This is a genomic window from Paracoccus versutus, from assembly GCF_000763885.1.
GTDB classification, from domain to species: Bacteria; Pseudomonadota; Alphaproteobacteria; order Rhodobacterales; family Rhodobacteraceae; genus Paracoccus; species Paracoccus versutus.
Window position 1 is genome coordinate 1 of record NZ_JRKO01000050.1, and the last position, 16,380, is coordinate 16,380.

Consider the following 16,380-nt stretch of genomic DNA (forward strand, 5'->3'; position numbering starts at 1 on the left):
GCCAGCTTGCGGCGGTCAATGCCCGCATCGCCCGGCTGACGGTGTTGCGCGACGAATTGCAGCGCATGCTGGCGCAATGCGCCTGCGGCACCATCGCCGACTGCCGGGTGATCGAGGTGCTGGGCAACCATGCGCTTTGCACCCATGACCACGGCGCGGCGGGGCAGGGCGAGCCGGCCTGACAGCGGGATGCGACTGATGGCCTCGGGCCCCCTTCCCCCCGCCGCGCCGAAAGCCTAGATTGCCCCCATGCGCTGGACATTGCCCAATATCCTGACCGTTTTGCGACTTGCGGCCGCGCCGCTGGTGCCGCTGATGTTCTTTTTCCTCAGCCGGCCGTTCGCCGATTTCGCGGCGCTGGCGCTGTTCCTGGTCGCGGCCGTGACCGACTGGTTCGACGGCTACCTGGCCCGCGCCTGGGGCCAGGAAAGCCGCTTCGGTGCCGCCATGGACCCCATCGCCGACAAGGCCATGGTCATCATCGCCGTGGTGGTCATCACCGGCTATTCCGGCATGAATCCCTGGCTGATCCTGCCCGCGACGGTGATCCTGTTCCGCGAGGTCTTCGTCTCGGGCCTGCGCGAATTCCTGGGCGACAAGGCTCGGCTGCTCAAGGTCACCAAGCTTGCCAAGTGGAAGACCACGGCGCAGATGGTGGCGATCGCCGTGCTTTTCCTGGGGACCGGGCTGAACTATTATGAAACCGGCCACCCGCCCCTGGTGGGCGAGACCAGCCTGCCCTGGTCCGACAACTGGTCGGACCTGGCGACCCAGGCCGGGCTGGCGCTGATCTGGATCGCCGCGGTGCTGACCGCGATCACCGGCTGGGACTATTTCGCCAAGGCCCGGCCCTTCCTGAGGGATGACCATGGCGCTTGACGTGCTGTATTTCGCCTGGCTGCGCGAACGCATCGGCCAGCCGCGCGAGAGGATCGAGACCGAGGCCGCGACCGTGCGCGATCTGGTGGCGCAGCTTGCCGCCATGGATGAATGGCATGCCACGGCGCTGGCCGACCTGTCGGCGGTGCGCGTGGCCGTCGACCAGGAACTGGCCGACCTGGACGCGCCCCTGGCAGGGGTGCGCGAGGTCGCCTTCTTCCCGCCGATGACCGGGGGCTGAGATGTCGGCCAGGGTCCAGGGCGCGGCTTTCGAGCTTGCCGCCGAACTGGCGGGCTTCGGCGCCGGCTCGGGCGCGGTCGTCACCTTCACCGGGCTTGTGCGCGACGAAGGCGGCCGGCTGGTCGCGCTGGAGATCGAGCATTACCCCGGCATGACCGAAAAGGCGCTGGCCGCCTATGGCGAAGAGGCGGCGGGGCGCTTTGCGCTGGACGACTGGCGCATCCTGCACCGCCATGGCCGGCTGGCGGTGGGCGAGCCGATCATGATGGTCGCCACCGCCGCCCGCCACCGCGCGGCGGCCTTCGAGGCGGCGGAATACCTGATGGACTGGCTGAAATCCCGCGCCCCCTTCTGGAAGCGCGAGATCGGCCCGGACGGTCCCGGCGCCTGGGTCGATGCCCGAGCCGAGGACGAGGACGCGCTGTCGCGGTGGCAAGGCTGACGTTGCAATCCCGCCCTGCGGCGATCATATAGGGCGCGGACCAGACGACCGGATGACAGCGCGGAGCCCTGCATGACTTACCTGGAGTTCGAAAAGCCCCTTGCCGATCTTGAAGGCAAGGCCGAGGAACTGCGGGCGCTGGCCCGAAAGGGCGAGGGCGTCGATCTGGAAAAGGAGGCGGCGGCCCTGGACCGCAAGGCCGAGGAGATGCTGCGCGACCTCTACCGGCAGCTCGATCCCTGGCGCAAGACGCAGGTCGCCCGCCACCCCGAACGGCCGCATTGCCGCGACTACATCGAGGCGCTTTTCACCGAATACACGCCGCTCGCCGGCGACCGCGCCTTTGGCGAGGATCACGCGGTCATGGGCGGGCTGGCGCGGTTCAAGGACCAGCCCTGCGTCGTCATCGGCCATGAAAAGGGCAATGACACCAAGTCGCGCATCTTTCACAATTTCGGCATGGCCCGCCCCGAGGGCTATCGCAAGGCGATCCGGCTGATGGATGTCGCCGACCGCTTCCGCCTGCCGGTGATCACGCTGGTCGACACGCCCGGCGCCTATCCCGGCAAGGGCGCCGAGGAACGCGGGCAATCCGAGGCCATCGCCCGCTCGACCGAGAAATGCCTACAGATCGGCGTGCCGCTGGTTTCGGTCATCATCGGCGAGGGCGGCTCGGGCGGGGCGGTGGCCTTTGCCACGGCAAACCGCATCGCCATGCTGGAGCATTCGATCTATTCGGTGATCTCGCCCGAGGGCTGCGCCTCGATACTGTGGAAGGACGCCGAGAAGATGCGCGAGGCGGCGCATGCGCTGAAGCTGACGGCGCAGGATCTGAAGAAGCTCGAGGTGATCGACCGCATCATCGCCGAACCCATGGGCGGTGCGCAGCGCGCCCCCGCCGAGGCGGTCGCGGCGGTGGGAGAGGCGATTGCGGCCATGCTGGGCGAGCTGTCCGGCCGGAAGCCCGCCGAGCTGATCCGCGACCGGCGGCAGAAATTCCTGGCCATGGGCTCGAAGGCGCTGGCCTGAACGCCCGCCGCCCCCTCGTCGGCTGGTCGAAAAACGAAAACAGGTGTGCGACGCCTCCCCGGTCCGGTTCGTCATGATCCGGTGCCGAGCCTTCGCATCTTCTCTGTTGTCCAAATACCCATGCGGCGGCGCCAGCGGTCACTGCCGCATGGGTATTTGGACAACGAAGAAGCACCGGGCGCGCCGCGGTTTGCGGGGCGGCTCTTTCCGTTCTCCAAATACCCAGCCGACGCTGCCCCTGGGCGCGGCCGCAGGAGTATTTGCGAAACGGTGAAAGCGCGCAATCAGCCGCGGGCGGCCTGGATGGATGCCTCGAGAATGTCCAGCGCCTCGTCGAAGACCGCGTCGGGGATGGTCAGCGGCGCGAGGAAGCGGATCACATTGCCATGGACACCGCAGGTCAGCAGGATCAGCTTGCGCGCCAGCGCCTCTTCCCGGACGCGGTTGGCGAAATCCGGGCTGGGTTTGTCGGTGCCGGCGATGTTGAACTCGACCGCGTTCATGAAGCCGGGGCCGCGGATGTCCACGATCTCGGGCACGGTCTCGGCGATCCCGGCCAGGCGCTGCTTGAGCCGCTGGCCGAGGCGGGTGGCGCGGTCGCAAAGCCCCTCGTCCGCGATCACGTCCAGCACGGCATGGGCGGCGGCGACCGCCAGCGGGTTGCCGGCATAGGTGCCGCCCAGGCCGCCCGGCGCCGGGCTGTCCATGACGTCGGCGCGGCCGGTGACGGCGCTGATCGGCAGCCCGCCGCCCAGCCCCTTGGCCATGCAGGTCAGGTCGGCGGCGACGCCGTGGTGTTCCATCGCGAACAGCTTGCCGGTGCGGGCGAAGCCGGTCTGCACCTCGTCGGCGATGAGCAGGATGGAATACTGGTCGCAGATCTGGCGCAGGCGCTGGATGAAGCCCGGCGGCGCCTCGTAGAAGCCGCCCTCGCCCTGCACCGGCTCGACGATGATGGCGGCGACGCGCGAGGGGTCGATGTCGGCCTTGAACAGCCGGTCGAGCGCGGCCAGCGCGTCCTCGGCCGTGACGCCGTGCAGTTGGTTCGGGAAGGGCAGGTGCCAGATGTCGTTCATCATCGGCCCGAACCCGGCCTTGTAGGGCTGGACCTTGCCGGTCAGCGACATGCCCAGGAAGGTGCGGCCATGGAAGCCGCCGGCAAAGGCGATGACGCCGGCGCGGCCGGTGTGGTGGCGGGCGATCTTGACCGCGTTCTCGACCGCCTCGGCGCCGGTGGTGTAGAAGGCGGTCTTCCTTGGCCCCTCGCCGGGGACGAGCGCGTTCAGCCGCTCGGCCAGGGCGACGTAGTTTTCATAGGGCACGACCTGGTGGCAGGTATGGGTGAAGCGGTCGAGCTGCGCCTTCACCGCCTCGACCACCCGCGGGTGGCGGTGGCCGGTATTGACCACGGCGATGCCGGCGGCGAAGTCGATATAGCGATTGCCGTCCTTGTCCCAGATCTCGGCATTCTCGGCGCGCTCGGCATAGACCTGCGTGGTCATGCCCACCCCGCGCGAGATGGCGGCGTTCCTGCGGTCGGTCAGGCTGGTCATCGGCCCCTCCTCGATGCGATTCGCAGGTGATGCTATACGCGGCCCGGCGATCCGAACAGGCCCGCTTGCGCGCGCCCATGCGATGCTTCAGGCTGTGGCCATGTTCCCGATCCGCGACCATAACCCCTCGGCGCGCACGCCCTATGTCACCCATGCGCTGATCCTGCTGAACGTGGCGATGTTCCTGATCACCATGCCCTGGGCGGGCGGGCAGGTCGGGCTGTGGCACCGGCTGGCGCTTTACCCGGTCGCCATCGCCCATGGCGAATGGCTGTGGGGGCTGGCCACGCATATGTTCCTGCATGCCGGGATCCTGCATCTTGCCGGCAACATGCTGTTCCTGTGGGTCTTTGGCGACAACCTCGAGGACCAGATGGGCGGCTTGGGCTTCCTGGTCTTCTACCTGGCCTGCGGGCTTGCCGCGGCGGGGGCACAGATCGCCGCGGTTCCGATGGACGACATTCCCATGGTCGGCGCCTCGGGCGCCATCGCCGGGGTGATGGGGGGATACCTGCTGATGTTCCCGCGCGCCCGCGTCGACGTGATCGCCATCATCATCGTCATCATCCGCCGCTTCACCATCCCGGCCTGGGTGCTGCTGCTGGCCTGGTTCGGCATCCAGCTCTTGGCCAGTGCCAGCATGGTCGACGACGGCGTGGCCTATGTCGCCCATGCCGCCGGTTTCCTGGCCGGGATCGTGCTGGCGGTGCCGGTCTTTTTGCGCCGGGGCGGGCCGGGCTTCTGGCGGCGCACCCATGGCCGGCCGCCGCATGCACCGACCTATGCCCCCTCGCGCATCCCGTGGGTGCGGCGCTAGAGCTGGCCGCGGCTCATGTGGCGCTTGCCGGCGAAGCCGGGGGCGCGGCTGACCGCGAAGCCCGCCGCTGCCAGCGCCCGGCGCACATGGCCCGCCGCGGTATAGGTGGCGAAGGTGCCGCCCGGCGCGGTATGGGCCGCCACCTCTGCCATCAGCGCCTCGCCCCAAAGCTCGGGGTTGCGGGCCGGCGAGAAGCCGTCGAGGAACCAGGCATCGGCGCGGCCCTGCCAGCGCGGCAGCACGTCGCGGGCATCGGCGCGGATGATCTCGGCCGCGACGGTGCCCAGGGTGAAACGCGGCTGCGGCCAATTGTCGCGCAGCTGGCGCGCCAGCGGCTCCAGTTCGGGAAAGGCGGCATGGGCGCGGGCCAGTTCGCCCCTGCTCATCGGGAAGGCCTCGAAGCTGGTGAAGCGGATCGGCACGGTGGCGACCTGGGCCAGCGCCAGCAGGTTCAGCCCGGTGCCGAAGCCCAGCTCGGCCACGTGAAAGCCCGGCCGCAGCCGCTGGGGCAGGTCGTTGCCGGCCAGGAAGACGTGGCGCGTCTCGTCGAGCCCGCCGTTCAGGCTGAAATAGGGATCGTCGAAGCGGCGCGAGACGGGGATCGCGCCCTCGCGCCAGTCCAGATCGGCGCTGCTCTGGTCGGACGGCTGCATTCGCGCTAACTCCTCTTTGCAGCGGCAGATGCGGCGAAAGGGACCGGATGGCAAGCGAAATCACGGTGGCGGGCGGCGGGATCTTCGGCCTGGCCTGCGCCTGGGAACTGACACGGCGCGGCCGCAAGGTGCGGCTGTTCGAGGCGGATCGGATCGGCGCCGGCGCCTCGGGCGGGCACGTGGGCGCGCTGGCGCCGCATGCGCCCGAGAACTGGAACGACAAGAAGCAGGTGCAGCTGGACGCGCTGGTCGCGGCTACGGATTGGTGGGCCGAGGTCGGGGCCGCGGGCGGCGTCGATCCCGGCTATGCCCGCACCGGCCGCATCCAGCCCGTGGCCCCAGGCGCCGAGGCGCGCATGGCCGAGCGGATCAGGGCCGCCCGCGCCCATTGGCCGCAATGGGCGGGGATGGAGCTGACCGAACGGCCGCAGGCGGCGCTGGTCCCGGTCTCGCCCTCGGGGCTGTGGCTGGTGGACCGGCTGACCGCCCGGATCAGCCCGCGCCGGGCCGGCGCGGCGCTGGCCGCCGCGATTCGTGCCCAGGGCGGCGAGATCGTCGAGGGGCAGGCCGCCCCCGATGCCCCGGCGATCTGGGCGACCGGGGCGGCGGGGCTGGCGCCCTTTGGCGGCAACGGCGTCAAGGGCCAGTCGGCCCTGCTGGCGCTGGACATGGCCGATGCCCCGCAGGTCTTTGCCGACGGCATCCATGTCATTCCCCATGCCGACGGGACGGTGGCGATCGGCTCGACCACCGAACGCGACGTGCTGGACCGGCGGACGGACGAACAGCTCGAGGCGGTGATCGACAAGGCCCGCGTGCTGTGCCCGGCGCTGGCGGATGCCCCGGTGATCGACCGCTGGGCCGGCATCCGGCCCCGTGCCCGGTCGCGGGCGCCGCTGGTCGGGCCATGGCCGGGGCGGCCCGGCCATTACGTTGCCAATGGCGGCTTCAAGATCGGCCTGGCGATGGCGCCGGCCATTGCCGCGATGCTGGCCGACCTGATGCTCGAGGGTCGCGACCGCATCCCGCCGGGCTTCTGGCCCAAGCTCAGGGCAGGGGGCTGACGCCGATCACCGGCAGGTGCAGGTAAAGCAGCGCCGCCCAGGCCAGCGCTGCCAGGGCCAGGCGCGGCCAGGTCAGGCGCAGCGACGCGCCCCGCCGCAAGCTGATCGCCAGGCCGAACAGCGCATAGGCCAGCAACAGCCCGAACAGGATGACATGCGCCAAGTCGCCGTTCGCGACCAGATGCACCGCGCCCCACAGGGTAAAGCCGGCCATCAGCCCGGCCATGCCGCCCAGGGTCGCCGCCAGCACCGCAACCGGCATGACCAGGTTGACCAGCCAGCGCATCCAGGGCTGCTGCGGCCAGATCTCGACAAAGGGCGCCCGGCCCGCGGCCAGGATCAGCCAGTAAAGCAGCGCCAGTGACAGCAGGCTGTAGCCGGCGACATAGGCGCGTTTGCCCAGCCGCGCGACCAGCGGCCCGCGCAGCCGCGCCGGTATGACATGCGAGCCCAGGAAGGCCGCCAGCGCCAATGCGAATTCGCCCCATTCCATGCCGGAATCCTAGCCTTGCGCCCGCGGGACGGCAATCCGCGTTGACGCCGCGCGTTCCTGCGGCATGATGGCGCAAAAAGAGGACCGCATGACCCGCCTTCAGAAAGCCTTCGACGCCATCGACAAGGCCAATGCCGCCGATCCGCATCTCAGCCCCGACGGCCAGCCCGAGGCGCTGCTCTACGGCCAGCGCATGACGGCCGAGCAGCAGGCGCTTTATCCCGACGCCTCGGAACCGCTGCGCATCGCCTGCCGCGGCCAGCATGTCGAGCGCTGGCAACTGCCGCGCGACGCGTATCCGATGGACCGCGCCGGCTACCTGGCCTGGCGGACCGAACAGGGCCGCCGCCACGCCGCCCGCATAGCCGGCATCATGCGCGAGGCCGGCTATGGCGACGAAGACGTCGCGGCGGCCGAAAAGATGCTGACCAAGCAGGGCATCAAGCGCGACGGCGCGGTGCAGGCGCTGGAGGACGTGGCCTGCTTCACCTTCATCCGCTGGTACATGGGCCCCTTCGCCGAGGGGCGCGACGCCGAGGAATTGCAGCGCATCGTGGAAAAGACCGCGCGCAAGATGTCCGCCATGGCCCGCGCCCGCGCGCTGGAGGAATTCGCCATCCCCGAGCCCTTCGCCGCCGCCTTCCGTGCATAGGGTGCCGCCCCAGGTCTTGATCGTCGCCCATGGCCAGCCCGGCGACCCCGCCCCGCAGCAACAGGCCATCGAGGCGCTGGCCGCCCGCATCCATGTCCCCGGTGCGCAGGTCCGGGGCGCGACGCTGGCCATGCCCGGCGCGCTGGACCGGGCCGACGACGAGACGCTGATCTATCCGCTGTTCATGGCGACGGGCTGGTTCACCCGCAGCGAACTGCCCCGCCGGCTGGCGCTGGCCGGCGCGGCGCAGGCCCGCATCCTGCCGCCCTTCGGCAGCGATCCCGGCCTGCCCGCGCTCTGCCTCGCCCAGGTCGCCGGGGCGGCCGAGGCGCAGGGCTGGCGGCTGGCCGAAACCCATGTGCTGGTCGCCGCCCATGGCTCTGGCCGCTCGCGCGCGCCGTCCGAGGCCGCACGGCAGATCGCGGCAAGCCTCGCCCCGCACGCCGCCGCCGCGACCTGCGGCTTCATCGAGGAAGCGCCCCATATCGCCGAGGCCGCCCGCGGCCTGCCCGCGCAGGCGATCTGCCTGCCGCTCTTTGCCACCCAGGCCGATCACGTCACAGACGACCTGCCCGCGGCCCTCTCCCAGGCGGGCTTCCAAGGCCTCCTCCTGCCCCCCGTCGGCCTTGCCCCCGAGGTTCCGGCGATGATCGCCAGGGCCATCGGCCGCGCGCTTTAGCTCTTCATGAACCGCCGCCGCGCCTCGATGGCGATGGCGCGGCGCATCTCCAGATCGGCGATTCGCGCCAGCGCCGCATCGCGCTCGGCCCCTTCCGGGACCCCGGCCAGCGCCGTGCGCTCGGCGTCGATACGCTTCTTCAGCACGATCTCTTCGGGCAGGACACCGGCCTCGGCCATGATCCGAAAGCCGATGGCCTCGCCCGTTTCGGGCTCATGCCGCTGCGGCAAGGGCTTGCCCTCGCCCTCCAGGCCTGAAAGCTTGCCCTCGGCCCTGGCCTTCAGCATCATCCGTTCGGCAATCCGTTCCAGCCAGCGCATCTCGCCCGCCTTTCCGTTTCCCCAATACCCCTGCGACCGAGCCACCGGCACGGCGCAAGGGCCGGGGGCTTACATCGCCGCCAGCTGCGCCAGCGCCGCGCGGATGCGGGCCAGGTCGTCCTCGAGCGCCGCAAGCTTCTCGCGCGTCTCCTCGATCACCTCCGGCTCGGCATTCTCGACAAAGCGCGGATTGGCCAGCCGCCCGCGCAGGCCCGAGGCGTCCTTCTCGGCCTTGGCAGCGGCCTTTTCCAGCCGCGCGGTCTCGGCGCCGACGTCGATCATCGCGCCCACCGGCAGGGCAAAGCTCGCCCCCAGCGCCGCGACCGAGATCATGCCCGGTCCCATGACGCCCTCGACCGGTGCGTTCACCCGCGCCAGCCGCTCGATCAGCGGGGCGTTGGCGGCCAGCGCCGCCCGCGCCGCATCGTCGGCCTCGGTCACGATCAGGTCGGGGCGGGCGCCGGCCGGCACGCCGATCTGGGCGCGGGCCGAGCGGATGGCCTCGATCAGCGAGATCACCCAGTTCATCTGCCGGTCGGCCTCGGCGTCGATCAGCTCGGCGCCATAGGCGGGCCAGTCGCCATGCACCAGCATCCGTTCGCGATCCCCGGTCAAGGACCACAGCTCTTCGGTGACGAAGGGCATGATCGGGTGCAGCAGGGTGTAGCACTGGTCCAGCACCCAGCCCATGGTGGCCTGGGTTTCCTCGCGATACTCGCCGTCGAACAGGGGCTTCGAGAACTCGACATACCAGTCGCAGACCTTGCCCCAGACGAAGGCGTAAAGCCCCGAGGCCGCGTCATTGAAGCGGAAGCCGGCCAGCGCTTCGTCGGTGGCCTGCCGGATGCGGGCGACCTCGCCGATGATCCAGCGGTTCACCACGTGCCGGGGCTGGGGCCGCGCACCGCCGCCGCGAACGCCGTTCATCTCGGCAAAGCGGGTGGCGTTCCAGATCTTGGTGACGAAATTGCGGTTCGCCTCGACATGCTTCGGCCCCAGCTTGGGGTCGCGGCCCATGGCGGCCATGCTGGTCAGGGTAAAGCGCAGCGCGTCGGCGCCGTATTCGTCGATCAGGGTCAGCGGGTCGATGACGTTGCCTTTCGACTTCGACATCTTGGCGCCCTTTTCGTCGCGCACCAGCCCGTGGACATAGACGGTGCGGAACGGCACCTGCCCGACCACGGCCAGCTGCATCATCATCATCCGGGCGACCCAGAAGAAGATGATGTCGAAGCCCGTCACCAGCACGTCGGTCGGGAAATAGCGGCGCAGCTCGGCCGTGTCCTCGGGCCAGCCCAGCGTGCCGATGGGCCACAGCCCCGAGGAAAACCAGGTATCCAGCACATCCGCGTCGCGCCAGACCGGATAGACCAGCTTCGTCGGATCCTGCGTCAGGTTGTAATCGGCCAGCCCCTGGGCAAAGGCGTCGATGGCGGCCTCGCGGCCCGCGACCTCGACCACGCGGGCCATCTCCAGCGGCACCGGCAGTTCGGCGATGGAATCGCGGAACTTCTCGACCACCTCGGCAAAGCTCGACGCGGCATGGTGGATCTCGTCGCGATGGACCAGGCCCTCTTCCAGCAGGGCAAAGATCTCGACCTCGTCCAGCACGCCGTCATGGTCGTCCTCGACCTGGCCCTCCAGCCGCAGGTCGAGCCCGTACCAGACCGGGATCTGGTGGCCCCACCACAGCTGGCGGCTGATGGTCCAGGGCTCGATGTTCTCCAGCCAGTGGAAATAGACCTTTTCATGCTGCTCGGGCAGGATGCGGGTCTGGCCCGAGCGCACCGCCTCCAGCGCCGGGCCGACGATCCTGGCGGTGTCCACGAACCACTGGTCGGTCAGCATCGGCTCGATGACCACGCCCGAGCGGTCGCCAAAGGGCTGCATGATCGGCTTGCTGTCCACCAGGGCGCGGCGTTCCAGATGCTCGGCGCCGGTTTCCTTGTCGATGGACTTGTGCAGATAGGTGACGGCCAGCCCTTCGCCGGTGATCGCCTCGACCACGCGGGCCCGCGCCTCGTAGCGGTCGAGGCCGCGCAGCTCTTCCGGCACCAGGTTCACGTTCGAGACGTCGCCCACGTCCTCGCCCCGCGCGGCGCGGGTGGCGATCTCGGCGCTTTCCTCGTAGCCGAGGCCGTCGTCGCGCATCCGCCCCTTGCCGTCCATCAGCACGTAAAGCGGGATGCCCGCGCGCATGGCCACGGCATAGTCGTTGAAGTCATGCGCCCCGGTGATCTTGACCGCGCCCGAGCCGAAATCCGGGTCGGGATATTCGTCGGTGATGATCGGGATCAGGCGGCGGTGTTCCTTGGGCCCGACCGGGATCTCGCAAAGCTTGCCGACGATGGGGGCATAGCGCGCATCGTCCGGGTGGACAGCGACCGCGCCGTCGCCCAGCATGGTCTCGGGCCGGGTGGTGGCGATGGAGATATAGTCGCGGGTCTCGCGCAGGGTGACGTTGCCGTCGGCGTCGCGTTCCACGTATTCATAGGTCTCGCCGCCGGCCAGCGGATACTTGAAATGCCACATATGGCCGGGAACCTCGCGGTTCTCGACCTCGAGGTCGGAAATCGCCGTCTCGAAATGCGGATCCCAGTTGACCAGCCGCTTGCCGCGATAGATCAGGCCCTTGTCGTGCATGTCCACGAAGACCTTGATGACGGCGTCGTGGAAATTGCCCTCTTCGCCCTCGGGCGCGCCGGGGGCGCCGGACATGGTGAAGGCGTTGCGCGACCAGTCGCAGGATGCGCCCAGGCGCTTCAGTTGCTCGATGATGGTATGGCCGGATTCCTGCTTCCAGGCCCAGACCTTTTGCAGGAAGGCCTCGCGCCCGATGTCGCGGCGGTTCGGTTCCTGCCGCTCGGCCATGCGGCGTTCCACGACCATCTGCGTGGCGATGCCGGCATGGTCCTGGCCGGGCTGCCACAGCGTGTCGAAGCCGCGCATCCGGTGCCAGCGCACCAGGATGTCCTGCAAGGTGTTGTTCAGCGCGTGGCCGATATGCAGGCTGCCGGTCACGTTCGGGGGCGGGATCACCACCGAGAAGCTTTCCGCCCCCGGCTTCGCATTGGCGCCCGCGGCGAAGGCATTGCTTGCCGCCCATTCCCGCGCGATCCGCGCCTCGGCGGTCCCGGCGTCGAAATTCTTGTCCATGGCCATGTCGCTCACCCCTTGAATTGCCCAAGGGGATAGCGAAACCACGGCGAAAGGCCAAGAGGCGCTAGAGAAACCGCGCCGCAATCCCGTCCTTGAACGGGAACCAGCCGTAATAGGGCCGCGCGCCCTCGATCACCCGCTGGACCGGGGGTCGCGCCACCAGCCGTTTGAAATACGCGCTCAGGCGCGGATGATCCGCAAAGGGATGGATGGCGCCGGCATAGAACAGTGCCGGAAAGGCCGCGCAATCGGCCAGGCCGAAGCGGCCGGCGATCCAGTCGCGGCCGTCAAGCTGGCGGTCCAGCGCGGCATAGGCCAGGTCCAGCTTGCCGCGGGCAAAGGGCGCCACGCGCTCCTCGGCCCCCTCGGCCATGAAGATGCGGGCATCGACGATCTGCTGCATCATCTGCATGACCTGGAAATCCAGGAAGCGATCCCATTGCCGCGCCGGCAGCGAGGCATCGGGGTCCGGGTCCAAGAGCCGCTGCGGCCCGGAATGATGCCGATCCAGCCATTCGATCATCAGCGAGCTTTGCGACAGCACCAGATCGCCCTCGCGCAGCGCCGGCATCCGGCCCATGGGTTCGACCGAGCGCATCAGCGCCCGGTCGCTTTCGTCACCCAGGTCGATGTGGCGAAACTCGAAATCCGTCCCCAGTTCGTGAAGCGCGATCAGCACCTTTTGCGTATAGGAGGACAGCGGGTGGCCATAGAGCGTCAGCATCACGCGGCCTGCGCGAAATGCGCGACCTGTGCGGCATGGGCGCGCCGGAAGGCCGGGCGGGCGGTGATGCGGTTCATGTAGGCCGCCAGCACCGGATAGGCGGCAAGCTCGCCCAGGCTGTCGACGAGGCGCAGCACGTCGGCCAGCAATATGTCGGCGATGGTGAAGCGGCCGGCGGCGATGAAATCCCGCCCCTCCAGTACCGGCACCAGTTGGGCCAGGCGTTCGCGCAGGCGCGGCAGGGCCAGTTCCTCGGCCCGTGCGTCCTGGTCGAAGATCCGCGCCAGAGCCATGGCCATCACCGGGGGCTCCAGCGTGTTGAGCGCGGCGATCAGCCATTGCTGCGTCTCGGCCCGCGCGGCGGCGTCGCGCGGCATCAGCGTCTCGGCGCGCTCGCCCAGGTAAAGCAGGATCGCGCCGCTTTCGAACAGCGACAGATCGCCGTCGCGCAGGATCGGCACCTGGCCAAAGGGCTGGCGGGCGAAATGCTGCGCGGTCTTTTCGCGCACGCTGGTGGTTTCGATCCGATAGGGCAGGCCGGCTTCCTCGCAGGCCCAGCGGATGCGCAGGTCGCGGACATAGCCCACGGCAAAGGGCGGCACCCAATCATAGGTGGTGATGACGAAGGTCATGGCTTACTCCTGCCGGGCGAACTCGGCGTCGATTTCGATGGTGATCGGATCGGTGAAGAATTCGTTCATGCCATGGGCCTGCGGGTCGATCTGGGTCCGGGCATGGATGCCGATCAGGTCGCGGATGATCGGATTGCCGGATTCGTCGCCGGTATAGCCTTTGCCGGCGCCGATCAGAGTCACGTCGAATGTGGCGGGCCGGGTCTGGCCCAGCAGCGTCAGCTGGCCCGAAACCTTGCCCTGGGTCGGGCTTTCCGCCGCGAAGCTGTCGGCGGCGAAGCGCGCGGTGGGGTTCGCCGCGCCGTCCAGATAGTCCGGGCCGGTCAGGATCTCGGCAAAGCCGGCGACCGGGGTCATGATCGAGGCGATCTCGACCTCGGCCTCGAGCCGGCTTTGCGTCGGGTCGTCCGGGTTCCAGTCGAGCTGGCCCGAGACCGCGCCAAAGCGGAACACGCTGACCGAAAAGCCCATATGCGGCACGCGGGCCTGCACCGCCGAATGCGCCGGGTCCAGCCGATAGGCCCCGGCGGCCGCGGCGTGATAGTCCTGCTGGCCGCGCGGGATGCTGTCCGGCGTCACCTCCTGGGCCGCAGCGGGTGCGGCCCAGAGGGCAAGCGCGATCACGGATGCGCGGATCATGGCGTTTCGTCCTTGGGCCCGACCACGGCGAAATGCGCGCCCTGCGGGTCGCGCGCCACCGCGATGAAGGCCGAGCCGGGCACCTCGATCGGGCCGTGCAGAACCTCGCCGCCGCCCTCGCGGATGCGGGCGATGGCGGCATCGACGCCGTTCACGCCGAAATAGGCCAGCCAGCAAGGCACCGGCGCCTCGCCCAGGCCCATCATGCCGCCGATGTCGCCGCCCTGCCAGGAAAACAGCTGGTAGGTGCCCATCTCGCCCATGTCCATGGCGGTGGACTTGGTCCAGCCGAACAGCTCGGCATAGAAGTCGAAGCCCGCGGCGGGATCGGTGGACATCAGCTCGGTCCAGTTGCCGTGGCCTTCCTTGCCTTGGTTCCAGGCCCCGGATTCGACCGGGGGCTGCGGGTCCATCGGCGCCGGTTGCAGGATGCCGAAAGTCGCGCCCTGCGGGTCGGTGAGGACGGCAAAGCGCCCGGTGCCGGGAATGTCGGCCGGCTCGCGGAACACCTTGCCGCCCAGGGTCTTGACCTTGGCCGCGGTGGCATCGGCATCGTCCACGTCGAAATAGATCATCCAGAAGGGCGGGACGCCGGCGCAGTCGTCCGGCATTTCCATCAGCCCGGCGACCATGTCGTCGCCGTGGCTGGCGAGGTGATAGGTAAAGCCCTCCATCCCGGAATCGGCGGTGGTCCAGCCGAGGACCTTGCCGTAGAAGATCTCGGTCGCGTCGAGCCCGCCCTTGGCGGTGGACAGCTCGAACCAGCAGGGTTTGCCGTGATACATGGTTCCCTCCGTCAGGCTTTCACGTCCACGATGGGCTCGAATCCGCCCCACATCATGCGCATGCCGTCGAAGGGCATCTCGGGCGGCGCCTGCATCTCGGGGTCGGAGGTCATCTTTTCCTGCGCCGCGTCCGAGGTCGCCTTGTCGGGCCATTCGATCCACGAGAACACCACGGTCTCGTCGTCCTTGGCCTGGGTGGACATGTAGAAGTCGTTCACCTTGCCGCGGGGCACGTCCACGCCCCAGGCCTCGACCATGCGCAGCGCGCCATAGCGCTTGAACATGGGCCAGGCCGCATTGGCCATGTCGATGTATTTCTGCTTGTTCGCGGTCGGAACCGCCAGCAGGAAACCGGAGTAGTAGGTCATCTCTCTTCCTCCTCATCGGGCGCGAGATGCGCCAATGAGTCGCAGGCTGGCAGTTGCAGTATGAAAAAGCAACTGCTAATATCCAAACATGACTGATACCGGCAAGATCTCGCGACTGCGCTATGAAGAAGGGTGCCTTGGCGCCCATGCGCTGAATTTCATCGGCGACCGCTGGGCGCTTCTGGTGGTGCGCGAATTGATGTTTGCGCCCAAGCGCTTCCAGATGATCCGCGCCGGGCTGCCGGGCGTCACGGCCAGCGTGCTGACCCAGCGCCTGACCCAGCTGGTGCAGGCGGGGGTGGTGGCGCATGACGACGTGCTGGGGCTTTATGCGCTGACCGATGCCGGCCGGGCGCTGCATCCGGTGCTGCGCGAGCTGTGCCGCTGGGCGCTGCTGATGCCGGGGCACGACCCGCGGAAATTCATCAGCATTTCCGCGCTGATGATCTCGATCGCGGCCACGGTGGACCAGGCGGCTGCCGCCGGATCACCGCTGCGCGCGGGCTTCGTCTCGGGCAAGGAGGGGTTCGAGGTCGCGCTTTCCGCGCAAGGTGCGCCGCAGGTGCGGGCGGTGCGTGCGCCCGAGGCGGATTTCGTGCTGGAGGGTTCGGGCAATGCGCTGGCGGCGGCGGTCTATGGGCCGGGGCCGGCGGTGCTGGCCTCGGCCGGGCTGGTGGCGCTGCGCGGCGACCGCAGCGCCGCGCAGCAGTTCACGGCGCTGTTCCGCCTGGAGCCTCAGACCAGGTCCAGCAGCGATTCGCCCGACGAGACCGAGCAGGCGCTGGGCGCCTCTTCGACCTGAAGCTCTTCGATGGTGCCGTCGTTGACCAGCATGGCATAGCGTTTCGAGCGGCCGTTGATCCAGCCCCCGCCCTGGATGTTCAGCCCCAGCGCCTTGGTGAAGCTGCCGTCGGCATCGGCCAGCACCTCGATTCCGGCATCGGCGGCGCCGGTATCCGCGGCCCATTTCCCGGCGACGAAGGGGTCGTTCACCGTGATGCAGACCAGGCGCGAGACGCCCTTGTCGCGGAAATTGCCGGCATTCTTCACGAAGCTGGGCATATGGGCGTTGGTGCAGGTCGGCGTATAGGCGCCGGGCACGGCGAAGATCGCCACCAGGCCCTGGGCCAGGTCGGCGGCGGCCACTTCCTCGGGGCCGTTGGCGCCCAGTTTCAGCAGCTTGCCTTCGGGCAGCTTGTCGCCTTTTGCGATGGACATGCGCGGTTCCTCCGTCAATTGCATCGTTCCGGG

Annotated in this window: 20 protein-coding genes and 1 pseudogene; 10 read left to right on the plus strand and 11 right to left on the minus strand. The window is 69.0% G+C overall.

The features are described from left to right. The 5 genes and pseudogenes from IT40_RS19920 to IT40_RS19940 form a co-directional block, all read left to right on the plus strand. Positions 1 to 182, plus strand: a pseudogene (locus IT40_RS19920) (MerR family transcriptional regulator); the annotation flags it as partial. 67 nt (positions 183 to 249) lie between these two features. Next, positions 250 to 879, plus strand: coding sequence for a CDP-diacylglycerol--glycerol-3-phosphate 3-phosphatidyltransferase (gene pgsA, locus IT40_RS19925; protein WP_036758991.1), 630 nt, complete (start codon positions 250 to 252; stop codon positions 877 to 879). Next, entirely contained in the window at positions 869 to 1,120 is a 252-nt protein-coding gene (gene moaD / locus IT40_RS19930) for a molybdopterin converting factor subunit 1 (protein WP_036759065.1), read from the plus strand. The genes pgsA and moaD overlap by 11 nt, the downstream gene beginning before the upstream one ends. A 1-nt stretch (position 1,121) precedes the next feature. Next, a complete protein-coding gene (locus tag IT40_RS19935) occupies positions 1,122 to 1,562 on the plus strand; it encodes a molybdenum cofactor biosynthesis protein MoaE (RefSeq protein WP_036758995.1) in 441 nt (146 codons plus the stop codon). 72 nt (positions 1,563 to 1,634) lie between these two features. Beyond that, positions 1,635 to 2,591 (plus strand): acetyl-CoA carboxylase carboxyltransferase subunit alpha, encoded by a 957-nt coding sequence (locus tag IT40_RS19940; RefSeq protein WP_036758998.1) that lies wholly within the window; start codon positions 1,635 to 1,637, stop codon positions 2,589 to 2,591. A gap of 284 nt (positions 2,592 to 2,875) precedes the next feature. On the opposite strand, the gene IT40_RS19945 is transcribed toward IT40_RS19940, so the two are convergent. Next, positions 2,876 to 4,144 carry a 4-aminobutyrate--2-oxoglutarate transaminase gene (locus tag IT40_RS19945; protein ID WP_036759000.1) on the minus strand — a complete coding sequence of 423 codons (1,269 nt, stop codon included), beginning with the start codon at positions 4,142 to 4,144 and terminating at the stop codon, positions 2,876 to 2,878. 100 nt (positions 4,145 to 4,244) lie between these two features. Between IT40_RS19945 and IT40_RS19950 the strand changes: the two genes are divergently transcribed. Then, positions 4,245 to 4,961 carry a rhomboid family intramembrane serine protease gene (locus tag IT40_RS19950; protein WP_036759068.1) on the plus strand — a complete coding sequence of 239 codons (717 nt, stop codon included), beginning with the start codon at positions 4,245 to 4,247 and terminating at the stop codon, positions 4,959 to 4,961. On the opposite strand, the gene mnmC2 is transcribed toward IT40_RS19950, so the two are convergent. After that, positions 4,958 to 5,614 carry a tRNA (5-methylaminomethyl-2-thiouridine)(34)-methyltransferase MnmC2 gene (mnmC2, locus tag IT40_RS19955; RefSeq protein WP_036759002.1) on the minus strand — a complete coding sequence of 219 codons (657 nt, stop codon included), beginning with the start codon at positions 5,612 to 5,614 and terminating at the stop codon, positions 4,958 to 4,960. The genes IT40_RS19950 and mnmC2 overlap by 4 nt on opposite strands. Positions 5,615 to 5,661: 47 nt before the next feature. Between mnmC2 and IT40_RS19960 the strand changes: the two genes are divergently transcribed. Then, a complete protein-coding gene (locus tag IT40_RS19960; RefSeq protein ID WP_036759004.1) occupies positions 5,662 to 6,678 on the plus strand; it encodes an NAD(P)/FAD-dependent oxidoreductase in 1,017 nt (338 codons plus the stop codon). Here the strand turns inward: IT40_RS19960 and IT40_RS19965 are convergent. Continuing rightward, the gene (locus tag IT40_RS19965) at positions 6,662 to 7,171 is read right to left on the minus strand and encodes an NnrU family protein (protein ID WP_036759006.1); all 510 of its coding nucleotides are present in this window, start codon (positions 7,169 to 7,171) and stop codon (positions 6,662 to 6,664) included. The two genes, IT40_RS19960 and IT40_RS19965, sit on opposite strands and share 17 nt — an antisense overlap. Positions 7,172 to 7,259: 88 nt before the next feature. Here IT40_RS19965 and IT40_RS19970 point away from each other — a divergent pair, with 88 nt between their 5' ends. Then, entirely contained in the window at positions 7,260 to 7,823 is a 564-nt protein-coding gene (locus IT40_RS19970; RefSeq protein ID WP_036759070.1) for a DUF4202 domain-containing protein, read from the plus strand. A 16-nt stretch (positions 7,824 to 7,839) separates the two neighbouring features. Then, on the plus strand, positions 7,840 to 8,502 hold the full coding sequence (locus IT40_RS19975; RefSeq protein WP_243700146.1) for a sirohydrochlorin chelatase: 663 nt from the start codon (positions 7,840 to 7,842) through the stop codon (positions 8,500 to 8,502). Here the strand turns inward: IT40_RS19975 and IT40_RS19980 are convergent. The 7 genes from IT40_RS19980 to IT40_RS20010 all read right to left on the minus strand — a co-directional run bounded on the left by IT40_RS19980 (position 8,499) and on the right by IT40_RS20010 (position 15,129). Next, complete coding sequence (locus tag IT40_RS19980) at positions 8,499 to 8,822, minus strand: DnaJ family domain-containing protein (RefSeq protein ID WP_036759010.1); 324 nt, start codon at positions 8,820 to 8,822, stop codon at positions 8,499 to 8,501. The two genes, IT40_RS19975 and IT40_RS19980, sit on opposite strands and share 4 nt — an antisense overlap. Before the next feature lie 69 nt (positions 8,823 to 8,891). Further along, entirely contained in the window at positions 8,892 to 11,984 is a 3,093-nt protein-coding gene (locus IT40_RS19985; RefSeq protein ID WP_036759011.1) for a valine--tRNA ligase, read from the minus strand. Between the two features lie 61 nt (positions 11,985 to 12,045). Continuing rightward, positions 12,046 to 12,705 (minus strand): glutathione S-transferase family protein, encoded by a 660-nt coding sequence (locus IT40_RS19990; protein WP_052096172.1) that lies wholly within the window; start codon positions 12,703 to 12,705, stop codon positions 12,046 to 12,048. Further along, on the minus strand, positions 12,705 to 13,337 hold the full coding sequence (locus IT40_RS19995; RefSeq protein ID WP_036759018.1) for a glutathione S-transferase family protein: 633 nt from the start codon (positions 13,335 to 13,337) through the stop codon (positions 12,705 to 12,707). Before IT40_RS19995 ends, IT40_RS19990 begins: the two co-directional genes overlap by 1 nt. Positions 13,338 to 13,340: 3 nt before the next feature. After that, entirely contained in the window at positions 13,341 to 13,976 is a 636-nt protein-coding gene (locus IT40_RS20000) for a YceI family protein (RefSeq protein ID WP_036759020.1), read from the minus strand. Continuing rightward, positions 13,973 to 14,761, minus strand: coding sequence for a VOC family protein (locus IT40_RS20005; protein ID WP_036759022.1), 789 nt, complete (start codon positions 14,759 to 14,761; stop codon positions 13,973 to 13,975). Before IT40_RS20005 ends, IT40_RS20000 begins: the two co-directional genes overlap by 4 nt. A gap of 11 nt (positions 14,762 to 14,772) precedes the next feature. Further along, positions 14,773 to 15,129 carry a DUF1428 domain-containing protein gene (locus IT40_RS20010; RefSeq protein ID WP_036759023.1) on the minus strand — a complete coding sequence of 119 codons (357 nt, stop codon included), beginning with the start codon at positions 15,127 to 15,129 and terminating at the stop codon, positions 14,773 to 14,775. A gap of 88 nt (positions 15,130 to 15,217) precedes the next feature. Here IT40_RS20010 and IT40_RS20015 point away from each other — a divergent pair, with 88 nt between their 5' ends. Then, positions 15,218 to 15,931, plus strand: coding sequence for a winged helix-turn-helix transcriptional regulator (locus tag IT40_RS20015; RefSeq protein ID WP_036759025.1), 714 nt, complete (start codon positions 15,218 to 15,220; stop codon positions 15,929 to 15,931). Here the strand turns inward: IT40_RS20015 and IT40_RS20020 are convergent. Next, positions 15,865 to 16,347 carry a peroxiredoxin family protein gene (locus IT40_RS20020; RefSeq protein WP_036759073.1) on the minus strand — a complete coding sequence of 161 codons (483 nt, stop codon included), beginning with the start codon at positions 16,345 to 16,347 and terminating at the stop codon, positions 15,865 to 15,867. The two genes, IT40_RS20015 and IT40_RS20020, sit on opposite strands and share 67 nt — an antisense overlap. Positions 16,348 to 16,380: the final 33 nt, after the last annotated feature.